Below are 16,445 nucleotides of genomic sequence, written 5' to 3'. Positions count from 1 at the left end.
TAGTGGTTGTTTATGAGAATATAAAATATTTCACACTTTATTATATATGCCCCAATAGCTAAGTGCAATTAAATATATGGAATTTGGATATATGTGCAATATGATAATAAAGTTTACCCTATATTACTTAAGGCCTACATAGCCGCATCCTTCAATCATGGTCTGGCCTTCCTCTGATAAAAGCCAGTCTACAAGTCGCTTTACGTTCTTGTTGTTATTGTCTTTTCTGTAGACTACATAGAAATTGGCAGATATAGGATAGGAGCCGTTTTTGATGTTTTCTGCGTTTGGATAAACACCATTAACGGACAGCATTTTGACGTTGTCGTTGGCAATCATTCCGGACAGATAGTATCTGAAGGAGTAGCCGATGGAAGCGCCGAATACATCCAGGGGATCTCGTTTTGTGATCATGTCCCCTTCCATGAATTTCTCCATCATGGTCTGGCTTCCTGAGCCTTTTATTCTAAGGATTGGGTCAATGGTGCGGTTTGGTCCGCCAACCTCCTGCCAGTTGTTGATCTGACCGCGGTAGATGCCTCTTATCTGCTCCACAGAAAGGTTGTCTACTGGGTTTTTGGAATTAACAAAGAACACGAAGGCTTCAAGACCAACGGGCACGATCTCAAGTTCTACGCCTTTTTCGGTAGCTGACTGCATCTGTTCTTTTGATGGGTGGGCAGTAAAAAACAAGTCTACTGACCCGTCTACAAGAGCGTCAAAGCCGCGGATGGTGTTCTGATACTGCATTACGCTGTCATCTGCAAAGTTCTCCCCGTAGTAATTGTCGTCAGAAAAGACGTCGCCCTCATAGGTTACGCAGCCTTCAGGGTAGATGTTGTCGATAACTGAAGCATAGACCGGCACAAGGGCAGCAGCACCGTCCAGAACAGGAAGGTCATCCTCATTTGTGAAGTGGAGAGATGAAACAGTTCTGGCAAGTTCTGAATCCTCCTCAAAGGGCAGGAATTTGCCTACGTCCACCATCTTAAGCTGGGAAGTGCCACTGTAGTTGTTGCCAAGCCTCATGGTGAGAGTTACATATAAAAAGCCATTGAAAAGCAGGAAAAACAAAGCAGTGGCAAGAATCAGGATTTTCTTTTTCATAGCCAGAGCTCCTTTGAAATGTAATAGATTATTGAAGATTTCTGAAAAGCAAAGTAAATGTAGGTCATGTGGGCGAAGGTCAGAATAAGTCCCAGAATCATTATGATAATTAGTATTCTATAGAATTTCTTGTCGCTCATATCACATACTCGCCATAAATGCTGCTACTAAAAGATATAGTAAAACCACAAGGCCCACTGCTATCATGAAAAACACCAGGCTTGCACAGAGCCAGGTTGTGATCTTGGGATCTCTTTTGCGCCCTTCCTGTTTTGCTATTTTGCCTTCGAGAATAAAGAAAACCACGGATAATAACAGGTTAAGAATTATTACCCCCGCGATGATGTACAATACTGTCATAGTTTTCATACGCCCCCCATTACTTATTGATAAAATATAGGATTAAGTTTATCATACTCGGGATTTGAATTGAAACAAAAATGGAATTTGGAATGTATCATATACATACGAATTCGTTATAGATTTTTATTAGATTCAGGAGAGAGGATTACATTGGATACAGGAAGAATATTTGGCGGTGCACTTTTTACTGCTTATTTTTGAAAATATCAAAAATTTACTTAGGCGATAAAAAGTGTTACTGCTAGATTTTATAAAATAGCTGATTTTATAGTAGCCTTGAGCGGTTTTTAAAGTGATTTGAAAAGTAATTCTGTCTTATTTTACTAGCAAATTTGAAATACTTGTATTAGAGCCGTAATAAGCAGCGGTTATACTAGTTTATGATAAGGAAATCGGTTGCGGTGTTACTAAAAAAATCGAAGATTATTCAAATCTAGCAGTAAGGCAAAATTCGGGCTACTATAATTTTTTATTTTCTCTGTCTCTAGCAGTAGTATGTACGCATTATATCGCTAACTTTTTCACGATAAGATTTTGGTATTGCATTAATGTATCAAATAGATAATTCGCGACAACTTAAAGGCCCATTTGTATAACAGAGATCACCTCCACTACTATCTGACAGTGACTTTCGGAATTCAGACCTATGAAGCATACCTTAAATGGTGCACTGAGGCAAAAAAGATTTTGTGAGAACCCAAATTTACGGCGGTTTACAATCAAAAATTGGTTGTAAACCGCTTCTTTCTTGGATATAATCATAAAAATAATATCAAAAATACTGCCAGTGCTAATTCGGGGGAAGGAAATTGTTAACATGGCATATACAATGACGCATGTCTTAGTTGGGGAAAGGGTCTTGGAATATTTCGATTTTCCAATGGATTATTCGACATATATGGCAGGTGCAGTCGCGCCTGATGCAGTTCATGCAAATCCTGATTATTCTCCAAAGTTAAAAGAGAAAAGCCATCTTTTCGCAGAGGGCCTTAAGTGGGGAGAGGTGACAAGCGAAGATGAAAAAGAATTTTATACTAGAATAAAGAAAGCGTGAAATTAAGAGGAAGGCTTCATATGAATTACACAGACAATAAAGTAAAGGTTACGGTTGTTGAAAGCCGCTGTCCGAAGTACAAAGTCGGAGATGTTATTCGCTTTGTAGGCAGCGATCTTGATAAGGAACACAGTGATAATGTTTGCATGGTCGCAATGCAGGCAATATATCCTTTCATTTATGCATTTAGGAGAGGTGGCAATCTCAAGAATGGCCCTTATCAGTGCATCGATTGCGGCGAGACAGTTGTGTTCAATATAGAGGTAGAGGAATAGATACATAAACTAGATTTACGGAGGAAAGCTATGAGAACACTTTTTATTGGGAATAGTCACACCTACTTCAATGATATGCCAAAGATATTTAAAGACGTTTGCGCTGAGAACGGAATTGATATGCAGGTTACAATGCTTACAAAGGGCGGCATGGGGCTTGATTATCATGTGGAAAATGAGCAGACCAGATTTAATATCCTTTTCGGAGACTATGATTTCATAATATTACAGCATGTGGCACATCCCATGGGCGAGTTCGAGGACATGGAGAAAGCTGCTGATACCCTCATGGAATGGATCAGGCAGACAAAGGCAGTACCCTGCTATTACATGACATGGACTGAAGAGGATAACGAGAAGTTTCAACCTGAAATGTCCGCTAGATATAGAAGATTAGCAAAGAAGCATGGCTGTCTTGTGGCTCCGGTAGGTGAGAAATGGTGGGAAGAATATCACAGAAATCCTGACGTTGATCTTTACTATGAAGATAGAAGACATGCGTCCCCTGCAGGTTCACGACTGGCTGCTGAAACTATATTTGAGACCATAAGAGGTGATTTTTGAAGGGAAAGCATGTTAGCAATAGATTCGTCCGGAAACAAATATACCTACCGCTTATTGAGGAAAGCCGAATCGACAGGGAAGAAATCGAGAAGATAGCTTTGTTAAAAGAAATATCGGTGCGAATGGTAATTTATGGAAGAGTTAACGGAGGATGAAAAAAATGGAAAAGATATGGACTGAATTATACGAAAAAGCAAAGGCGGTGCAAAACCCAAGAGAGCTTTCTGAAAGAATATATGCTGGTGGTGTGGCTGCGGCCATAGAGTCTACAAGTGGCAAGATATATACAGGAGTATGCATAGATACATCCAGTACCCTTGGAATATGTGCAGAGCGTAATGCTATGTTCAATATGATTACGAACGGAGAAAATGAGATCAGAAGAGTGCTTGCAATCATGCCAGATGGAAAGACTGGGGCGCCATGCGGTGCTTGCAGAGAATTTATGGCTCAGTTGATGCAGGGAAAGTATGAGTCTGTAGAGATCATGCTCGACTATGAAAACGAAAAGATAGTAACACTTGCTGAACTCACACCACATTGGTGGCTGGAATAATATTTATGCTTATATCAATAATTACAGTTAGCCGGCCAGTTGTTGACTCTACCCTTGGGGCATGGGGTATCTTACAGTTAGTTCGTGGAGAAAGGTATGAAAAAAGAAAAGAAAAAGCGGGAGATTTCCCGAGGGAGGGCCATAAAGAACAATATATATGCGACAAAGCTGCTGGTAAAGCTTTGTCCCTCAATGGTGGTGCACGGGGCCATAAGCAGGTTCCTGGGTTACTTTGAGTGGCTGTTTTATAGTGCGTTCTTTATGCGCTTTGTTATAAATTCACTTCAGTCAGGAGACAGCTTTGGACGAATAATGATATTCGTTGCCATTGTAACAGTTGTTGCCTGCGCAATGAGCTTTTACGACAAGTTTCTTGTTGGCTATCGTTTTCCAATCAATAACGTAATCGTCAACAAAGAGCTGTATAAGCTTCTGTTCAAAAAATCAAGAAACGTAGAGCTGGAGTGCTTTGAGAACAGCGAGTTCTACGATAAGTACACTCTTGCCATGGAGAAGGCTGACACTCGTCTTGTTGAGACGGTGCATGCTGTTTTTAACACTATTTTTGGAGCCATAGCAGGCGTATGCGCCTTTGTCTTTATGTTCCAGGTGGACAAGATTTCTGTCTTGTTCCTTATTTTCCCTGCCATCGGAAATTTCGTATTTAACAGGATGATCAGTCATATCGACTATGACAGAAACAAGGATATGAATCCTCATAACCGCCGGATAGCTTATATCAACCGAGTTATGTACCTTCCTGAATATGCAAAAGAGATGAGGCTTACGGATGTCTTTTCTCTTATGAGACGTCAGTATAAAGAGTCAATCACAGGCCTTGCTGATGTTACAAAGAAATACACCAAAAAGGCCATGGTTCTTCATTGGTTATATGTAATGTTCACCTTTACCTTTATCTTTGAGGGACTTCTTATTTACGGAGCTTTCTGCACTTTAGTGAGGGGGAGTATGTCCCTTGCGCAGCTTTCAGTTATTACCAGCATGATGGTATCTACCACCTGGATTCTCATTGGATTTACCGAGTCTTTGACAAGTCTTTTCAAGAACGGACTCTTTATCGAATATCTGAGAACCTTTCTTGAGTACAAGGAAAAGATTCCTGAGAATTATGAAGGAATCGATCCTGGAACAGAGATAAAGACCCTTGAATTTAGAGATGTCTCTTTTTCCTATAAGGACAAAGAAGTATTGTCACACTTAAACATGGAGTTCAGAGGCGGAAAGACCTATGCCCTTGTGGGCCATAACGGCGCAGGAAAGACCACGCTTATTAAGCTGCTTCTCAGGTTATATGATCCCACAGAAGGAGAGATTCTGCTAAACGGAAGGAACATTAAAGAGTACGACCTTAAGAGGTACCGAGCTCTTTTCGCAACAGCATTTCAGGACAACAGGATGTTTTCTATGTCCGTAACGGATAACGTTGTCATGGGAGAGAATATTCCTGAGGCAAAAAAGACAGAGCGAGTGGAAGAAGCTCTTAAGCTTTCCGGAGCTTATGACAAGGTAATGAGCCTTAAGCATGGAATGGGAACAACTCTGACCAACGAGTTTGATGATGAAGGAGCTGTGCTCTCTGGCGGTGAGAGCCAGAAGGTCGTTGTGGCAAGAGCCTTTGTAAAGCAGTGTCCTTTCAAAGTATTTGACGAGCCTTCAAGCGCCCTTGATCCAATCGCTGAGGCAACACTTTTTGACAATATCTATGAGACTTGTAAGGACAATACGCTTGTCTTTATTTCCCATAGGCTTTCTTCCGTGCAGAATGCGGACTGGGTATATCTTCTTTCTGACAAGACCGTTAAGGAAGAGGGAACTCACCGTATGCTTATGGAAAAACATGGTCTCTACGCGGACATGTATACCAAACAGGCTAAGAACTATTTAGCCATATCCGGAGGTGCCTGCTGATGAAACGAGTATTACAAAACCAGCTATTTTTATGGAGGCTGTGCTATAAAACCTGCCCTGGATATATGATATATTTCCTTTACGACGGCTTCAGATATCAGGGAATCATTTTCCTTGAGCATGTTCTTGGAATAAGATATGTGCTTCACTGCGCGGAATTTCATGAACCTTTTTGGAAGGCTTTACTGTTTATCGGAGTGATACTTCTGATAAATATGATTCAGATAGTTCCTGACGGTTACTTTATTCATGGCTGGTCCTACAGGGCAAAGCCAAAGCTTTACAAGGCTCTCAAAGAGCAAATGTACCAAAAGGCCGCGGACATTGACCTGTCGTGCTACGATGATCCAAAGTACTATAACGACTTTGTACTTGCTGTGGCGGAGGCAGAAAGCTCCATCGACAGGTTCCTTACCATGTGCAACCTCATTGTTCAGGCAATTACGGTTATCGTAACCACTGGTGCGTTCTACATTGCAACGGATGCCATGGGTATCCTGTTTGTACTTGCTTCTTTTGTTCTTAGATTCCTTATTTCAAGGGTGATCAACAAGCTGAACTACGAGGTTCGCCTTAAGGTTAATCCTTTGGAGAGGAAAAGAAATTATGTCAGCAGAGTCTTTTACCTCAATGACTATGCAAAAGAGCTCCGTCTTCACCCTGTGGTAGGAGAGGAACTGGAAAAAGAATTTGAAGAAGCCAATGATGCGATTATTGAAGAACAGAAAGCTGTGGGCATAAAGAGAATGTGGCTGAATTTCTTGAACAGCTACGTGGTGGGAGACTTTATCATGGATGGTCTCTACATCACATATCTTGTGTTTCAGGCTGCGGTTCTTCATACGGTGGCCTACAGTGATGCGGTAGTTCTTTTCAACAGAACTGGAAGCCTGCGCCGCGGATTCCAGAACATGGCTGACGTCTTCCCTATGGCTCAGGAAAACAGCCTCTATATAGAAAAGATCAGGGCATTCCTTGATTATGAGCCAAAGATGGATGTGACGAAAGGGGAGTCCGTACCAGAAGGCAATGCGGATTTAAGCCTTGAAAATATTAGTTTTGCATATAAAGAAGATGCCGGGGAAACCCTAAAGAACATCAGCTTAAAGGTTAAGCCTGGGGAGAAGGTGGCAATCGTTGGCTACAACGGAGCAGGAAAGACAACCCTTATCAAGCTCCTGATGCGCCTTTACGATCCAACGGAAGGTAAGATTCTTTATCATGGCCAGAACATAAAAGAGTTTAAGCCCTATGATTACAGAAGAAGGATTGGGGTAGTATTCCAGGATTATCAGATGTATGGCGCCAATCTTGAAGAGAATGTAATCATGGCAGATCCTGCTTTTGCAGCCGGTCAGTTAGAGAACATGGTACAGAGTGAGGATGGTGATGTAGATGCATCATTCTTCGAGAAGCTAAAGCTTGGGGCTGTCTGCGCTCTTGAAAGAGCAGGCTTTGGGGAAAGATACAAGAGCCTTGATAAGGGCCTGGATACCCAGGTTACAGCGGAGTTCGATAAAGAAGGCGTCAATTTCTCTGGTGGCGAAAGCCAGAAGATTGCCATATCAAGAGCTTTTTATAAGGATGCGGACATCCTGATCATGGATGAGCCTTCAAGCGCCCTTGATCCTATCGCGGAGTATGAGCTTAACAAGGCTATGGAGTCAGCGGCAAAGGGAAAGACTGTATTCTATATTTCCCACAGACTATCTACCACAAGAGATGCTGACAGAATTATCCTTCTTGAAAATGGACGAATCGCTGAGGAAGGAACCCATGAAAGCCTTCTTGCCATGAACGGTAAATATGCTGAGATGTGGCGGGTTCAGGCAGGACGCTATGAAACTGCGTGATTAAGAGGATACAAGAAAAAGAAGAGAGGATATAGAAGTGCATTTATATCATTACTATGACAAGCGTTCCGGACCATTTCGAAGCTTAACAAATCTTTCTAATGAAGAGGCCTTTTCAGTATTAGAAAAAATTAAGGCTGAACGGCCAAATTCTTTTTCTGCCCAGCGGGACATTGATTATGTCGTAAAGCGAAGCAATTGTGAAGCGTTAGTCCGTGAGCAGGCAAGGAAAAAAGGGATAATAATGGATATCCCATCTCCCCATTACATGGTGGTAGAGGAGTGCCCATGGCTAAGAACCTGGTACGAAGAGCCGGAAGTGGTTGTGATTCCTTTAGAAAAGCTCGATACAAGAAAAATCTCTTTTACCTATGGAGACTCAATGCCCACGTTCAGTCCCCGGGTTAATGATGGGAAAGAATACAGAAAAAAGGTTTATACCTACGAAGAAATATTGGAAATAATAGAGAAATACGGCTTGCCACAAGAGTGGAATGCTGATGGAGCAAATGGCCCGGAAAGATATATAGAGGCTCAGGTGTGGGGATTTACGGACGATATGAAGAAAAAGACGATTTAGTCCGTAGCAGATATAGTTGAGGATAAAAAATGAAGATAAATTTTGTAAAAAAGTATTGGTAAAAGGAAGAGTATTGGGAAAATGAAAAAACTATACGAGAAAAATGAAGTTACTTTTGCAATCATCATGATTGTGATCTATGTTGTGGGAACAAGTTTTGCTGAGGCAGCAAATGCAAGCCTTGGAATAGCCAAGTTAATACCTGCGGTTTTCCATGTATTATTTGCAGCGTTTATATTTGGATGGATCAAAAAGAATGGACTTATAGAGAAATACGGACTTTTTGCGCCAAAGTATAAGGCCGCGAAGGCATGGTTCTTTTTACCACTTATCATTGTGGCATGTTTAGGAATTATCTTTGGAGTTAAGCTCCAGTACACTATTCCTGAAACAATCCTTTATATGGTGAGCATGCTCTGCGTCGGATTTCTTGAAGAAATCATATTCAGAGGATTTCTCTTTGTTGGCATGGCCAAAAACAATGTAAAAGCAGCAATTATCGTTTCATCTATCACATTTGGACTGGGACATATTGTTAACCTTCTTAATGGCAAGCCATTCTTTGAAACTATGGTACAGATCATCTTTGCCGTTTTTGTTGGATTTACTTTGGTAGTTCTTTTCTACAAGGGAAAAAGCCTGGTGCCTTGCATAGTTTTCCATGGTGTCAACAATGCTTTATCTGCTATTGAAAAGAGCAATGAGGAAATTGCAGGTGTTTTTGCTATGAGCAAAGAATCCTTTGAAATGGCACTTTTGGCAGCCTTCATACTGATTCTTGCAGTGTATAGCATTGTTATGTTTAGGAAACTGTCTGTAGAAGAGTGAAAGCTCGAGTTTGAAAAGTGAACCAGGGACGGGGTTAGTGGTTCATTTTGGAAAGGGGAGTGTGGTATGAAAAGAGTAATTTGTTGTTTGACAGTAGTGATGCTTATGGCAACAGTGCTGGTGGGATGTGATGGTGGAGCAACCTTCAGTGGCAGTAAAACTGGGGATGCAGATCATTTTGATATTGAGTTTGAGGCACTCAATACCTCTTTTTCTCATGACCTTGAACTTAACGAGGGTGAGAGTCTTGAAGTGACTGCTACAAAAGAAGCTGGAAAAATCTCACTTCGCATTCAGTGCGGAGAGTCAGAGCCTGTCTATCAAGGCGATAATATGGAATCCGCAAATTTTAAAGTGAATATTAATGAAAGCGGCACTTACACAATTAACGTCTCAGGCCAGAAGGCGAAGGGACATGTGATTGTTGAACGAGTATCACAGTGATTTTAAGTTAATAGTTTTCAAATCACAGGGGGAAATACCATGAAATTTGGCCCAATAACAGTAAAAGACAAACTTGGCTGCGATGTGGCCATAGCTCTTTATCAGGAGTACTGCGGAGCAGGCATTGTCAGAATCATGATGGAAACTGTGCTTGAAGAGGCCAGGAAATATGGTGGATTCCCGGATAATATGAAATATGCAGACGGAACCTACACCGACGCCTGGTGGATGATGAAGAAGCTGTGAGGATAACAACATGGGGAAGTATGAGTATATTTTTTTTGATCTGGACGGAACTTTGAATGATTCAGGCCCTGGAATCCTGAACAGCTTTACCTACGCCATAGAGCAGATGGGCGGCAAGGTGGAGAATAGGTCCCAGTTAAAGAAATTTGTCGGGCCACCACTTAGGACTTCTTTTGAGGAGTCTCTTGGCTATTCACCTGAGGACATCCTTAATATAATAATGAACTAGTTATACAGAGACGCAGAATCATTTAAGGAGGAGAGAGTATGGGCAACTTCAATGTTAGGGATTATCAGAATTTAGACGAGGTAAAAGAGCTATTTAAGGAATATTCTCAGATCAAAGGAGCGGAGGGATGCTTTGTCTCTTTTGACAAGGAGCTGGCTGATCTTGAGAATTTCTATAGTGGCGGTGCAATCTTAGTGGGGTATGATGCCGAAAAGCCAGTTGCCTGCATCGCTATCAAAAAGAAAGATGATGAAAACTGCGAAGCCAAGCGTCTTTTCATAAAGCCTGAGAGCCGCGGTAACGGATACGGAAGAGTGATGATGAATGCTATGCTTGGAAAAGCCAAGGAACTGGGCTTTAGCGAAGTTTCTTTTACCACCAAACCAGCTGTAATGCAGGTGGGATATGGCCTGTACCAGCGAATGGGCTTTGAGGAAACTGCAGAAAACGACGGAATTGTGAGCATGAGGATGACATTATGAGCTTAGACGAACTTAGAGTAGACATCGCAAAGAAACAAAAGAAGGGACAGCCTTTCATCGGCGCATCAGTGGTTATCTGGCTTTTGATACTTATCACCTGCGCCCTTCACCTTCCAATCAGAACCCAGAACATGATAGTTTTTTGCTGCTCATGTCCTTTGATGCCGCTGGCTATGCTGATTGGCAAGATCATCCACGTGGATATATTCGATAAGAGCAACGAACTTGGCAACGTGGGATTTCTTTTTACCCTGAACCAGTTCCTGTACCTGCTGATCGTTATGTGGACTTTCAGCGCGGTTCCAGCGAAAATGGTCATGGTATATGCCATGGTGTTCGGCGCACATTTGCTGCCCTATTCATGGCTCTACAAGTCAGTTGGCTACAGGGTTTTCGCAATTATCATCCCTATAGCAGCGCTGGTGGTGGGATGCCTCTATCCCGCGCAGATTGTGGCTATTATGATGCTGATCTTTGAGGTGGTGTTTGTGGTAGTTCTAAACCATGAAAACAAAGCCCTGAGCAAGGAGGCAAAGTGATGGCGGATATTATACAGATTGATGAGAATACCTGGAGATTTGAGGACGGTTTCGTCAGATTTTTCGTGCTGGTTGGGGAAGAGAAGGCTGTCATGATAGATAGCGGCGTGAACTGCCCTAATGCAGCGGATTTGGCAAAAGAGCTTACGGATAAGCCAGTGTTTTTGCTTAATACCCACGGTGATGGAGATCATACCTCAGGAACCAGTTGCTTTTCTGAGATTTATCTTCATCCTGCAGATTTTACTGGCTGTGAAGTGAATACAAGATATCCAGGCGTAAGGCTCGTGGAGCTTTCTGATGGTGAGGTTTTGGACCTTGGAAACAGGCCTCTTAAGATAATCCATATTCCAGGCCATACAAAGGGAAGTGTTGCGATTCTTGATGTTAATAAGAGAGCTCTTTTTGCAGGGGATTCTGTGCAAAAGGGCCATATATACATGTTCGGAGCAAAGAGAGAACCTGACAAATACAAGGCGTCCCTTGAAAAGCTCATTGCCATGGAATCTGAATATGACTGTATTTATGCATCTCATGATGAGTACAAGCTTCCGGGGAATTACGCCGAAAAGGTCCTTGAAGCCTGGGACAAAGTCACAAATGGCGAAGTATCTTTTGAGATGATAGATTTGTTTGGAAATGCAGTTAAGTCCTATACCACAGACAGCTGCGGATTCTATCTGCAGTAACCCCTGGGGACGGATGTTTAGGGGGCAAAAAAGTGACCAGCTAACTCCGTATTTTGGGGCATTTAAGGGGAAATAAAGATGGAGTCACAAGTTAGGAGAGGTCTCAATTCAAATCAGATTAAGCTGATTGCTATTATTGCCATGACAATCGACCATATAACATGGCTATTATTTCCAGGCTTTAATTATACGTGGTGGGTAATGCTTTTACATGTGATAGGAAGACTTACGGCGCCTATAATGTGGTTCTTTATTGCTGAGGGTTATCACTACACTCATAACGTAGGGAAGTACATTTTAAGGCTATTTGTCTTTGCTTTTATTTCTCATTTTGCATATAACTTTGCCGGAGGAATTCCTTTTATTCCAAATACCATGTTCAATGCTACAAGTGTCATGTGGTCGCTGGCATGGGCAGTGGTTTTGATGGTGGTCTTTACAACGGATCGCCTGCCAAAGTGGCTTAAGATTGTCTTGATCATAGCGATCTGCTTTATCTCTTTTCCTGCGGACTGGTCAACAATCGCAGCCATGTGCCCGGTTTACCTGTACATAAACAGAGGGGATTTCAAAAAGCAGTCTTTGACGATGCTGATCTGGGTTTCCATGTACGTGGCTGTTTACTTCATCTTCATGGATAAGATATATGGACTTTTGCAGTTTGGCACGCTTTTGTCACTGCTTGTCTTAAAGCAGTACAACGGCGAGAGAGGTTCATGGAAGGGCATGAAGTGGCTCTTTTACATTTATTATCCAGCCCATTTGTTTGTGATTGGCGCCATCAGAGTCATGATGGGCGGCGGAAGTATCTTCCCGTAAATGAGTCATGGGGGCGGTGTGATTTCGACAATAAGAGAATTACCAGATAGTAGGTATGTATGACTAATACATTTATAGAAGGACTAGTTGAGAATGACATAAATAAGCTACTGGCGGCTCCCAAGAGTGATCTTCACAATCATTCAACGAAGGGCTGCAGGCTTGAGTGGCTTGCAGAGCGGATTGGCGTGGAATTTCCAAAGCCTCCGCAGCATCTTGGCGGGCTTGACGGGATGCAGGACTATTTTAGGTCAAGAATTAAGCCCTATTGCGATGGATTTGATGGTGCTTTGATCAGGTGGGAAGGAGCCTTTGCAGAAGCAAGGCGCAACAACATAAAGCGTTTTACCATGAATTTTGGAATTGCTGAAGTGGACATGCTGGGCGGCATTGAGGCTTTTGAGAAGACGATTGAGGGCTTTCATATGCAGTACTGCCCAGATACAGTTTTTGAGGCGGAGCTTACTTATCCTTCCTGTTGTGATGCGACTCTTGAGGCTGACAGACTTTCGCAGTACGCATCATCAGGCTATTTCAAAGCTATCGACATCTGCGCAGGCGAGAATGTGCAGCCCTTTGAAGCTTTTTTGCCTCTGTACAGGCGGGCTGAGGATTTTCATCTTACCAAGAAAATGCATGTGGGCGAGACAGGCTCTGCGAGCGACGTCAAAAGAGCTGTAGAAGTCCTGGGACTTTCGGAAGTCCACCACGGCATTGGAGCAAGTACTTCGTTGGAGGTCATGAGATTCCTTGCGGATAATAAGATTCAGGTTAATGTATGCCCCAGCAGCAACGTCATGCTGGGCTTTGCTAAAGATTACGCCAGCCATCCCATCAGGATACTTGTGGAGAATGGCGTCAAGGTCACAATTAACACGGATGACTTGCTTATATTCAACAGTTCCGTGGAAAATGAATATCTTTTGCTATATCAGGCTGGGGCGTTAAGCGCTCAGCAGCTGGATGATATAAGACTTGCAGGGCTAGGATGAACCTGTGGACAGGGGTGTAGTGGCTAAAAGAGTAATGGATTCCGGGGACAGAATGATAGGGTGCAAAAGAATTGCTATTAAAGATCCGTGCTAGTGGCGCGGATATATTTCAAGGAGGAAATTATGGAAAACATAAGAATGATTTTGTGCGGAAGCGTTGAGGGAAGCCGCGCAAACCCTGACGAGAAGGTAGGCGTAGTCTCAGTAGTCTACGTTTCAAACGATGCAGATAAGATCAAGAGTACGCTAAAAGCCTTGCAGGAAGCCAATCCCGAGAGTTTCTACATGGAGTACGAAGTTCCAGTAGACACAGATCTGACTACTCTTGCGCACTATCCATCAATTGAAATTTCCAAGGAAGATCTGGTGTAAGTGAAATGTACTTGCATAAATGAGTTTACGGGAATTGCAAGTAAGGAATTTGCAGAAGTGTACTTGCAAAAATGCGCATATGAAAACTGCAAGTAACCAATTAGTAGAAACAAACAATAGCAACAAACATAAGCAACAATTAAACTAGGGAAGCTTGTAGTCTACAAGCTGGATCAGAAAAAGAGATTCAGTAAGAATCAGTAAATCTGCGCATCCAGCGCTTTTGAGATGCCGGCAAGGCAGGAGGAACAGGCAAAATGAGTTATGTTCATACAGTTCAGTACTATGAAACCGACAAAATGGGAATCACGCACCACTCCAATTACATCAGGTGGATGGAGGAAGCCAGGATTGATTTCCTTTCAAAGATAGGCTGGGACTATGCCAAGCTTGAGGCGTCGGGCGTTATTTCGCCTGTTCTCGGGGTGACCTGCGATTACAAGCAGACAACCACCTTCTCAGATAAGGTAAGCATCACAGTTTCCGTCAAGGAATTCAAAGGAGTAAAGCTCCACCTTGCCTATGAAATGACCAACGAAGAAGGCAAAGTTGTGAGTGTTGGAACATCATCACATGCATTTCTCAACACTGAAGGACGCCCAATCCGAATGAAGCAGGAACTGCCTGAATTATTCGAGACTCTTAGCAATATGGTACAATGATAGATAATAAAGTGAGGTACGGTAAAATGGAGATTAAGATAAAATGAAGGGCCCAAATCTAAAGAAAAGAAGTAGCATAGCAGCTGCCACTTTGGCACTAATGCTTGCAGTAAGTGGTTGCGGCCAGGCTATATATAATCATAATGAGCTAGGAAGCCTGAAATTTGAAAGCCTTGAGTTTGCAAATCCTCTGGACGATGAGGATATTTACGGGGCAATTGAATATGAGGAAAAACTTTACGTGCCCTATGGAACCTTGAAGAAATCTCTTTTGACCAGGCCTGGAAGGCAGCAGGATTTAGCAGCAACACAGCGGACTACTTCGACATAAAAGATGCAGTATTAGTTGCAAAGAAATGATTTGGATACCCCAAAATTGTAGAGTTTTACAATGAGTATGAGCATTTAACCAAAAGATAGAATGTAATACTAGGAGGTATTAATTTGAATTATTTTATAGAAGGTTTGCAGGGAAGCGGAAAGAGCACTCTTGTAAGTAAGCTTTCTGAGAAACACCCAGATTTTAAGGCAGTCCGCGAGGGGGATTACTCTCCAGTAGAGCTTGCCTGGTGTGCATATGTAAGCAAGGACAAGTACGCGGAAATCCTTGAGAAGTACAGCTCTATTGAGGACATGATCCGGGAAAAGAGCTATGAAGAAGATGACCATGTGATTATCTGCTACACTCAGATAATCACTGATGTTCCGGGCTTTCACAGGGATCTTGAGCAGTACGAGATATACAATGGCCGCGTTGACTTTGATGAGTTTAAGACAATACTTACAAGAAGATATTCCAGATGGAATGGACAGAATGGGATTTTTGAGTGTTCTCTTTTCCAGAACACAGTTGAAGATATGATCCTGTTCAGAGAGGCTTCCGATGATGAGATTCTTGAATTTTACAAGGAAATCAGGAAGGTTCTCGAAGACAAAGAGTATCACATTTACTACCTTAAGGCAGAGGATATTCCAGCTAACATCGGAATCATCCGCAAGGAAAGATCCGATGATCAGGGAAAAGAGCTATGGTTTCCACTAATGATGGGCTACTTTAATGAGTGCCCTTACGCAGTCTCTAAGGGACTTTCAGGAGAGCAGGCTCTATATGATCATTTCAAACACAGGCAGGAACTGGAACTTAGAATTCTTGAGGAAGTGTTTGCGGGCAAGTATACTCTTTTGACATCTAAAGAGTATGGGGATGATCAGCTATGAAGAGATACCGACTTTGCTTCTACGGTCGAGTCCAAGGCGTGGGGTTTCGCTATACCGCATCCCACGCTGCAAATATGTACAGGCTCACCGGTTACGTCAAAAATGAATACGATGGCTCCGTAACCTGCGAAGTTCAGGGTAGAGAAGAGGACATCGAGCAGTTCATCGCTACTTTCTACCGCGGCAGATTCATTGAAGTTGACCGCATAGATAAGACGCCTCTTGCTATCATCGAAGATGAACGCAGCTTTGATGTGAGATACTAAGAAAAAGGCCGCCTCCCAACTGCGAGTGATATGTACCCCCTTTACTGGACAATCCAGTAAGGGGGTATTTTCATGCGCTATAGTTATGAATTTAAAAAAGAATGCGTAGAACTTCACAGGCAAGGTATATGGGCTGATACGCCAGAAGGAGTTTCTACTGAAAGTTTTAGAAGCAAGATACGTAAATGGCATAGACTTGAGGATTTACATGGACCAGAGATGCTCAGAGCCAGTGGTCATCAGAAGGAATGGTCAGCTGATCAAAAGCTTGAATTAATTTCAAGGACCTTTGCTGGCGAGCCAGTCTCAAAAGTGGCTGAATCTATAGGCATCGGTGATGGAATGCTTCATCAATGGATTCGCAGGTACAAGATGTAT

At 42.5% G+C, this 16,445-nt stretch carries 25 protein-coding genes and 1 pseudogene; 23 read left to right on the top strand and 3 right to left on the bottom strand.

Translation table 11 applies throughout. The features are described from left to right. Positions 1-123: 123 nt before the first annotated feature. Genes G631_RS0110025 through G631_RS0110015 form a run of 3 tightly spaced genes read right to left on the bottom strand, consistent with a single transcriptional unit; the run spans position 124 to position 1,476 of the window. Positions 124-1,107 (bottom strand): PstS family phosphate ABC transporter substrate-binding protein, encoded by a 984-nt coding sequence (locus tag G631_RS0110025; RefSeq protein ID WP_035789642.1) that lies wholly within the window; start codon positions 1,105-1,107, stop codon positions 124-126. Beyond that, the gene (locus G631_RS20935) at positions 1,104-1,247 is read right to left on the bottom strand and encodes a hypothetical protein (RefSeq protein ID WP_155833913.1); all 144 of its coding nucleotides are present in this window, start codon (positions 1,245-1,247) and stop codon (positions 1,104-1,106) included. Before G631_RS20935 ends, G631_RS0110025 begins: the two co-directional genes overlap by 4 nt. Before the next feature lies 1 nt (position 1,248). After that, a complete protein-coding gene (locus G631_RS0110015) occupies positions 1,249-1,476 on the bottom strand; it encodes a hypothetical protein (RefSeq protein WP_026489328.1) in 228 nt (75 codons plus the stop codon). 582 nt (positions 1,477-2,058) lie between these two features. On the opposite strand from G631_RS0110015, the gene G631_RS21635 reads away from it, so the two are divergent. The 23 genes and pseudogenes from G631_RS21635 to G631_RS0109900 all read left to right on the top strand — a co-directional run. Further along, a complete protein-coding gene (locus G631_RS21635) occupies positions 2,059-2,163 on the top strand; it encodes a hypothetical protein (RefSeq protein ID WP_196803850.1) in 105 nt (34 codons plus the stop codon). A gap of 124 nt (positions 2,164-2,287) precedes the next feature. Next, complete coding sequence (locus G631_RS0110010) at positions 2,288-2,524, top strand: hypothetical protein (protein ID WP_026489327.1); 237 nt, start codon at positions 2,288-2,290, stop codon at positions 2,522-2,524. A gap of 20 nt (positions 2,525-2,544) precedes the next feature. After that, positions 2,545-2,799: a TIGR04076 family protein gene (locus G631_RS0110005; RefSeq protein WP_026489326.1), complete on the top strand. Its 255-nt coding sequence runs from the start codon at positions 2,545-2,547 to the stop codon at positions 2,797-2,799. Between the two features lie 30 nt (positions 2,800-2,829). After that, positions 2,830-3,363: an SGNH/GDSL hydrolase family protein gene (locus G631_RS18790; protein ID WP_035789659.1), complete on the top strand. Its 534-nt coding sequence runs from the start codon at positions 2,830-2,832 to the stop codon at positions 3,361-3,363. 160 nt (positions 3,364-3,523) lie between these two features. Then, positions 3,524-3,919 (top strand): cytidine deaminase family protein, encoded by a 396-nt coding sequence (locus G631_RS0109990; RefSeq protein WP_026489325.1) that lies wholly within the window; start codon positions 3,524-3,526, stop codon positions 3,917-3,919. A gap of 96 nt (positions 3,920-4,015) precedes the next feature. After that, on the top strand, positions 4,016-5,848 hold the full coding sequence (locus G631_RS0109985; RefSeq protein ID WP_035789641.1) for an ABC transporter ATP-binding protein: 1,833 nt from the start codon (positions 4,016-4,018) through the stop codon (positions 5,846-5,848). Beyond that, complete coding sequence (locus G631_RS0109980; RefSeq protein ID WP_035789639.1) at positions 5,848-7,701, top strand: ABC transporter ATP-binding protein; 1,854 nt, start codon at positions 5,848-5,850, stop codon at positions 7,699-7,701. The genes G631_RS0109985 and G631_RS0109980 overlap by 1 nt, the downstream gene beginning before the upstream one ends. Before the next feature lie 244 nt (positions 7,702-7,945). Further along, on the top strand, positions 7,946-8,281 hold the full coding sequence (locus tag G631_RS21365) for a hypothetical protein (RefSeq protein ID WP_242829088.1): 336 nt from the start codon (positions 7,946-7,948) through the stop codon (positions 8,279-8,281). Positions 8,282-8,362: 81 nt separating this feature from the next. Further along, a complete protein-coding gene (locus G631_RS0109970; RefSeq protein ID WP_026489321.1) occupies positions 8,363-9,109 on the top strand; it encodes a CPBP family intramembrane glutamic endopeptidase in 747 nt (248 codons plus the stop codon). 66 nt (positions 9,110-9,175) lie between these two features. Beyond that, positions 9,176-9,553 (top strand): hypothetical protein, encoded by a 378-nt coding sequence (locus G631_RS0109965; RefSeq protein WP_051197116.1) that lies wholly within the window; start codon positions 9,176-9,178, stop codon positions 9,551-9,553. Positions 9,554-9,631: 78 nt separating this feature from the next. Continuing rightward, positions 9,632-9,799, top strand: a pseudogene (locus tag G631_RS0109960) (GNAT family N-acetyltransferase); the annotation flags it as partial. A gap of 10 nt (positions 9,800-9,809) precedes the next feature. After that, positions 9,810-10,028, top strand: coding sequence for an HAD hydrolase-like protein (locus tag G631_RS0109955; protein WP_026489318.1), 219 nt, complete (start codon positions 9,810-9,812; stop codon positions 10,026-10,028). Positions 10,029-10,066: 38 nt separating this feature from the next. Further along, positions 10,067-10,510, top strand: a complete 444-nt coding sequence (locus G631_RS0109950) for a GNAT family N-acetyltransferase (protein ID WP_026489317.1) — start codon at positions 10,067-10,069, stop codon at positions 10,508-10,510. Further along, positions 10,507-11,049, top strand: a complete 543-nt coding sequence (locus G631_RS0109945; protein ID WP_026489316.1) for a DUF7010 family protein — start codon at positions 10,507-10,509, stop codon at positions 11,047-11,049. Before G631_RS0109950 ends, G631_RS0109945 begins: the two co-directional genes overlap by 4 nt. Continuing rightward, positions 11,049-11,738: an MBL fold metallo-hydrolase gene (locus G631_RS18785; RefSeq protein ID WP_051197114.1), complete on the top strand. Its 690-nt coding sequence runs from the start codon at positions 11,049-11,051 to the stop codon at positions 11,736-11,738. The genes G631_RS0109945 and G631_RS18785 overlap by 1 nt, the downstream gene beginning before the upstream one ends. A gap of 78 nt (positions 11,739-11,816) precedes the next feature. Further along, entirely contained in the window at positions 11,817-12,557 is a 741-nt protein-coding gene (locus G631_RS0109935) for a TraX family protein (RefSeq protein ID WP_026489315.1), read from the top strand. 59 nt (positions 12,558-12,616) lie between these two features. Beyond that, positions 12,617-13,549 (top strand): hypothetical protein, encoded by a 933-nt coding sequence (locus G631_RS0109930; RefSeq protein WP_026489314.1) that lies wholly within the window; start codon positions 12,617-12,619, stop codon positions 13,547-13,549. 123 nt (positions 13,550-13,672) lie between these two features. Then, positions 13,673-13,921, top strand: coding sequence for a hypothetical protein (locus tag G631_RS0109925; RefSeq protein WP_026489313.1), 249 nt, complete (start codon positions 13,673-13,675; stop codon positions 13,919-13,921). Positions 13,922-14,178: 257 nt separating this feature from the next. Further along, positions 14,179-14,583 (top strand): acyl-CoA thioesterase, encoded by a 405-nt coding sequence (locus G631_RS0109920; protein ID WP_026489312.1) that lies wholly within the window; start codon positions 14,179-14,181, stop codon positions 14,581-14,583. Positions 14,584-14,626: 43 nt separating this feature from the next. After that, the gene (locus G631_RS0109915) at positions 14,627-14,914 is read left to right on the top strand and encodes a hypothetical protein (RefSeq protein ID WP_026489311.1); all 288 of its coding nucleotides are present in this window, start codon (positions 14,627-14,629) and stop codon (positions 14,912-14,914) included. A gap of 113 nt (positions 14,915-15,027) precedes the next feature. After that, positions 15,028-15,801: a hypothetical protein gene (locus G631_RS0109910; RefSeq protein WP_026489310.1), complete on the top strand. Its 774-nt coding sequence runs from the start codon at positions 15,028-15,030 to the stop codon at positions 15,799-15,801. Beyond that, on the top strand, positions 15,798-16,067 hold the full coding sequence (locus G631_RS0109905; RefSeq protein ID WP_026489309.1) for an acylphosphatase: 270 nt from the start codon (positions 15,798-15,800) through the stop codon (positions 16,065-16,067). Before G631_RS0109910 ends, G631_RS0109905 begins: the two co-directional genes overlap by 4 nt. 72 nt (positions 16,068-16,139) lie before the next feature. Continuing rightward, positions 16,140-16,445 (top strand): transposase (locus G631_RS0109900; RefSeq protein ID WP_026489308.1); only part of this gene is annotated, 306 nt, incomplete at its 3' end.

Origin of the sequence: Butyrivibrio sp. XBB1001 (assembly GCF_000424505.1) — a bacterium.
Lineage (GTDB): Bacteria > Bacillota > Clostridia > Lachnospirales > Lachnospiraceae > Butyrivibrio.
The sequence above is the reverse complement of the archived record's forward strand: the minus strand, read 5'-3'. Positions and strand labels throughout refer to the sequence as shown.

Excerpts from the sequence above, each read along its gene's own strand:
- G631_RS0110025 (WP_035789642.1), bottom strand. The coding sequence starts at position 1,107 with ATGAAAAAGAAAATCCTGATTCTTGCCACTGCTTTGTTTTTCCTGCTT.
- G631_RS20935 (WP_155833913.1), bottom strand. The coding sequence starts at position 1,247 with ATGAGCGACAAGAAATTCTATAGAATACTAATTATCATAATGATTCTG.
- G631_RS0110015 (WP_026489328.1), bottom strand. The coding sequence starts at position 1,476 with ATGAAAACTATGACAGTATTGTACATCATCGCGGGGGTAATAATTCTT.
- G631_RS0110010 (WP_026489327.1), top strand. The coding sequence starts at position 2,288 with ATGGCATATACAATGACGCATGTCTTAGTTGGGGAAAGGGTCTTGGAA.
- G631_RS0110005 (WP_026489326.1), top strand. The coding sequence starts at position 2,545 with ATGAATTACACAGACAATAAAGTAAAGGTTACGGTTGTTGAAAGCCGC.
- G631_RS18790 (WP_035789659.1), top strand. The coding sequence starts at position 2,830 with ATGAGAACACTTTTTATTGGGAATAGTCACACCTACTTCAATGATATG.
- G631_RS0109990 (WP_026489325.1), top strand. The coding sequence starts at position 3,524 with ATGGAAAAGATATGGACTGAATTATACGAAAAAGCAAAGGCGGTGCAA.
- G631_RS0109985 (WP_035789641.1), top strand. The coding sequence starts at position 4,016 with ATGAAAAAAGAAAAGAAAAAGCGGGAGATTTCCCGAGGGAGGGCCATA.
- G631_RS0109980 (WP_035789639.1), top strand. The coding sequence starts at position 5,848 with ATGAAACGAGTATTACAAAACCAGCTATTTTTATGGAGGCTGTGCTAT.
- G631_RS21365 (WP_242829088.1), top strand. The coding sequence starts at position 7,946 with ATGGATATCCCATCTCCCCATTACATGGTGGTAGAGGAGTGCCCATGG.
- G631_RS0109970 (WP_026489321.1), top strand. The coding sequence starts at position 8,363 with ATGAAAAAACTATACGAGAAAAATGAAGTTACTTTTGCAATCATCATG.
- G631_RS0109965 (WP_051197116.1), top strand. The coding sequence starts at position 9,176 with ATGAAAAGAGTAATTTGTTGTTTGACAGTAGTGATGCTTATGGCAACA.
- G631_RS0109955 (WP_026489318.1), top strand. The coding sequence starts at position 9,810 with ATGGGGAAGTATGAGTATATTTTTTTTGATCTGGACGGAACTTTGAAT.
- G631_RS0109950 (WP_026489317.1), top strand. The coding sequence starts at position 10,067 with ATGGGCAACTTCAATGTTAGGGATTATCAGAATTTAGACGAGGTAAAA.
- G631_RS0109945 (WP_026489316.1), top strand. The coding sequence starts at position 10,507 with ATGAGCTTAGACGAACTTAGAGTAGACATCGCAAAGAAACAAAAGAAG.
- G631_RS18785 (WP_051197114.1), top strand. The coding sequence starts at position 11,049 with ATGGCGGATATTATACAGATTGATGAGAATACCTGGAGATTTGAGGAC.
- G631_RS0109935 (WP_026489315.1), top strand. The coding sequence starts at position 11,817 with ATGGAGTCACAAGTTAGGAGAGGTCTCAATTCAAATCAGATTAAGCTG.
- G631_RS0109930 (WP_026489314.1), top strand. The coding sequence starts at position 12,617 with ATGACTAATACATTTATAGAAGGACTAGTTGAGAATGACATAAATAAG.
- G631_RS0109925 (WP_026489313.1), top strand. The coding sequence starts at position 13,673 with ATGGAAAACATAAGAATGATTTTGTGCGGAAGCGTTGAGGGAAGCCGC.
- G631_RS0109920 (WP_026489312.1), top strand. The coding sequence starts at position 14,179 with ATGAGTTATGTTCATACAGTTCAGTACTATGAAACCGACAAAATGGGA.
- G631_RS0109915 (WP_026489311.1), top strand. The coding sequence starts at position 14,627 with ATGAAGGGCCCAAATCTAAAGAAAAGAAGTAGCATAGCAGCTGCCACT.
- G631_RS0109905 (WP_026489309.1), top strand. The coding sequence starts at position 15,798 with ATGAAGAGATACCGACTTTGCTTCTACGGTCGAGTCCAAGGCGTGGGG.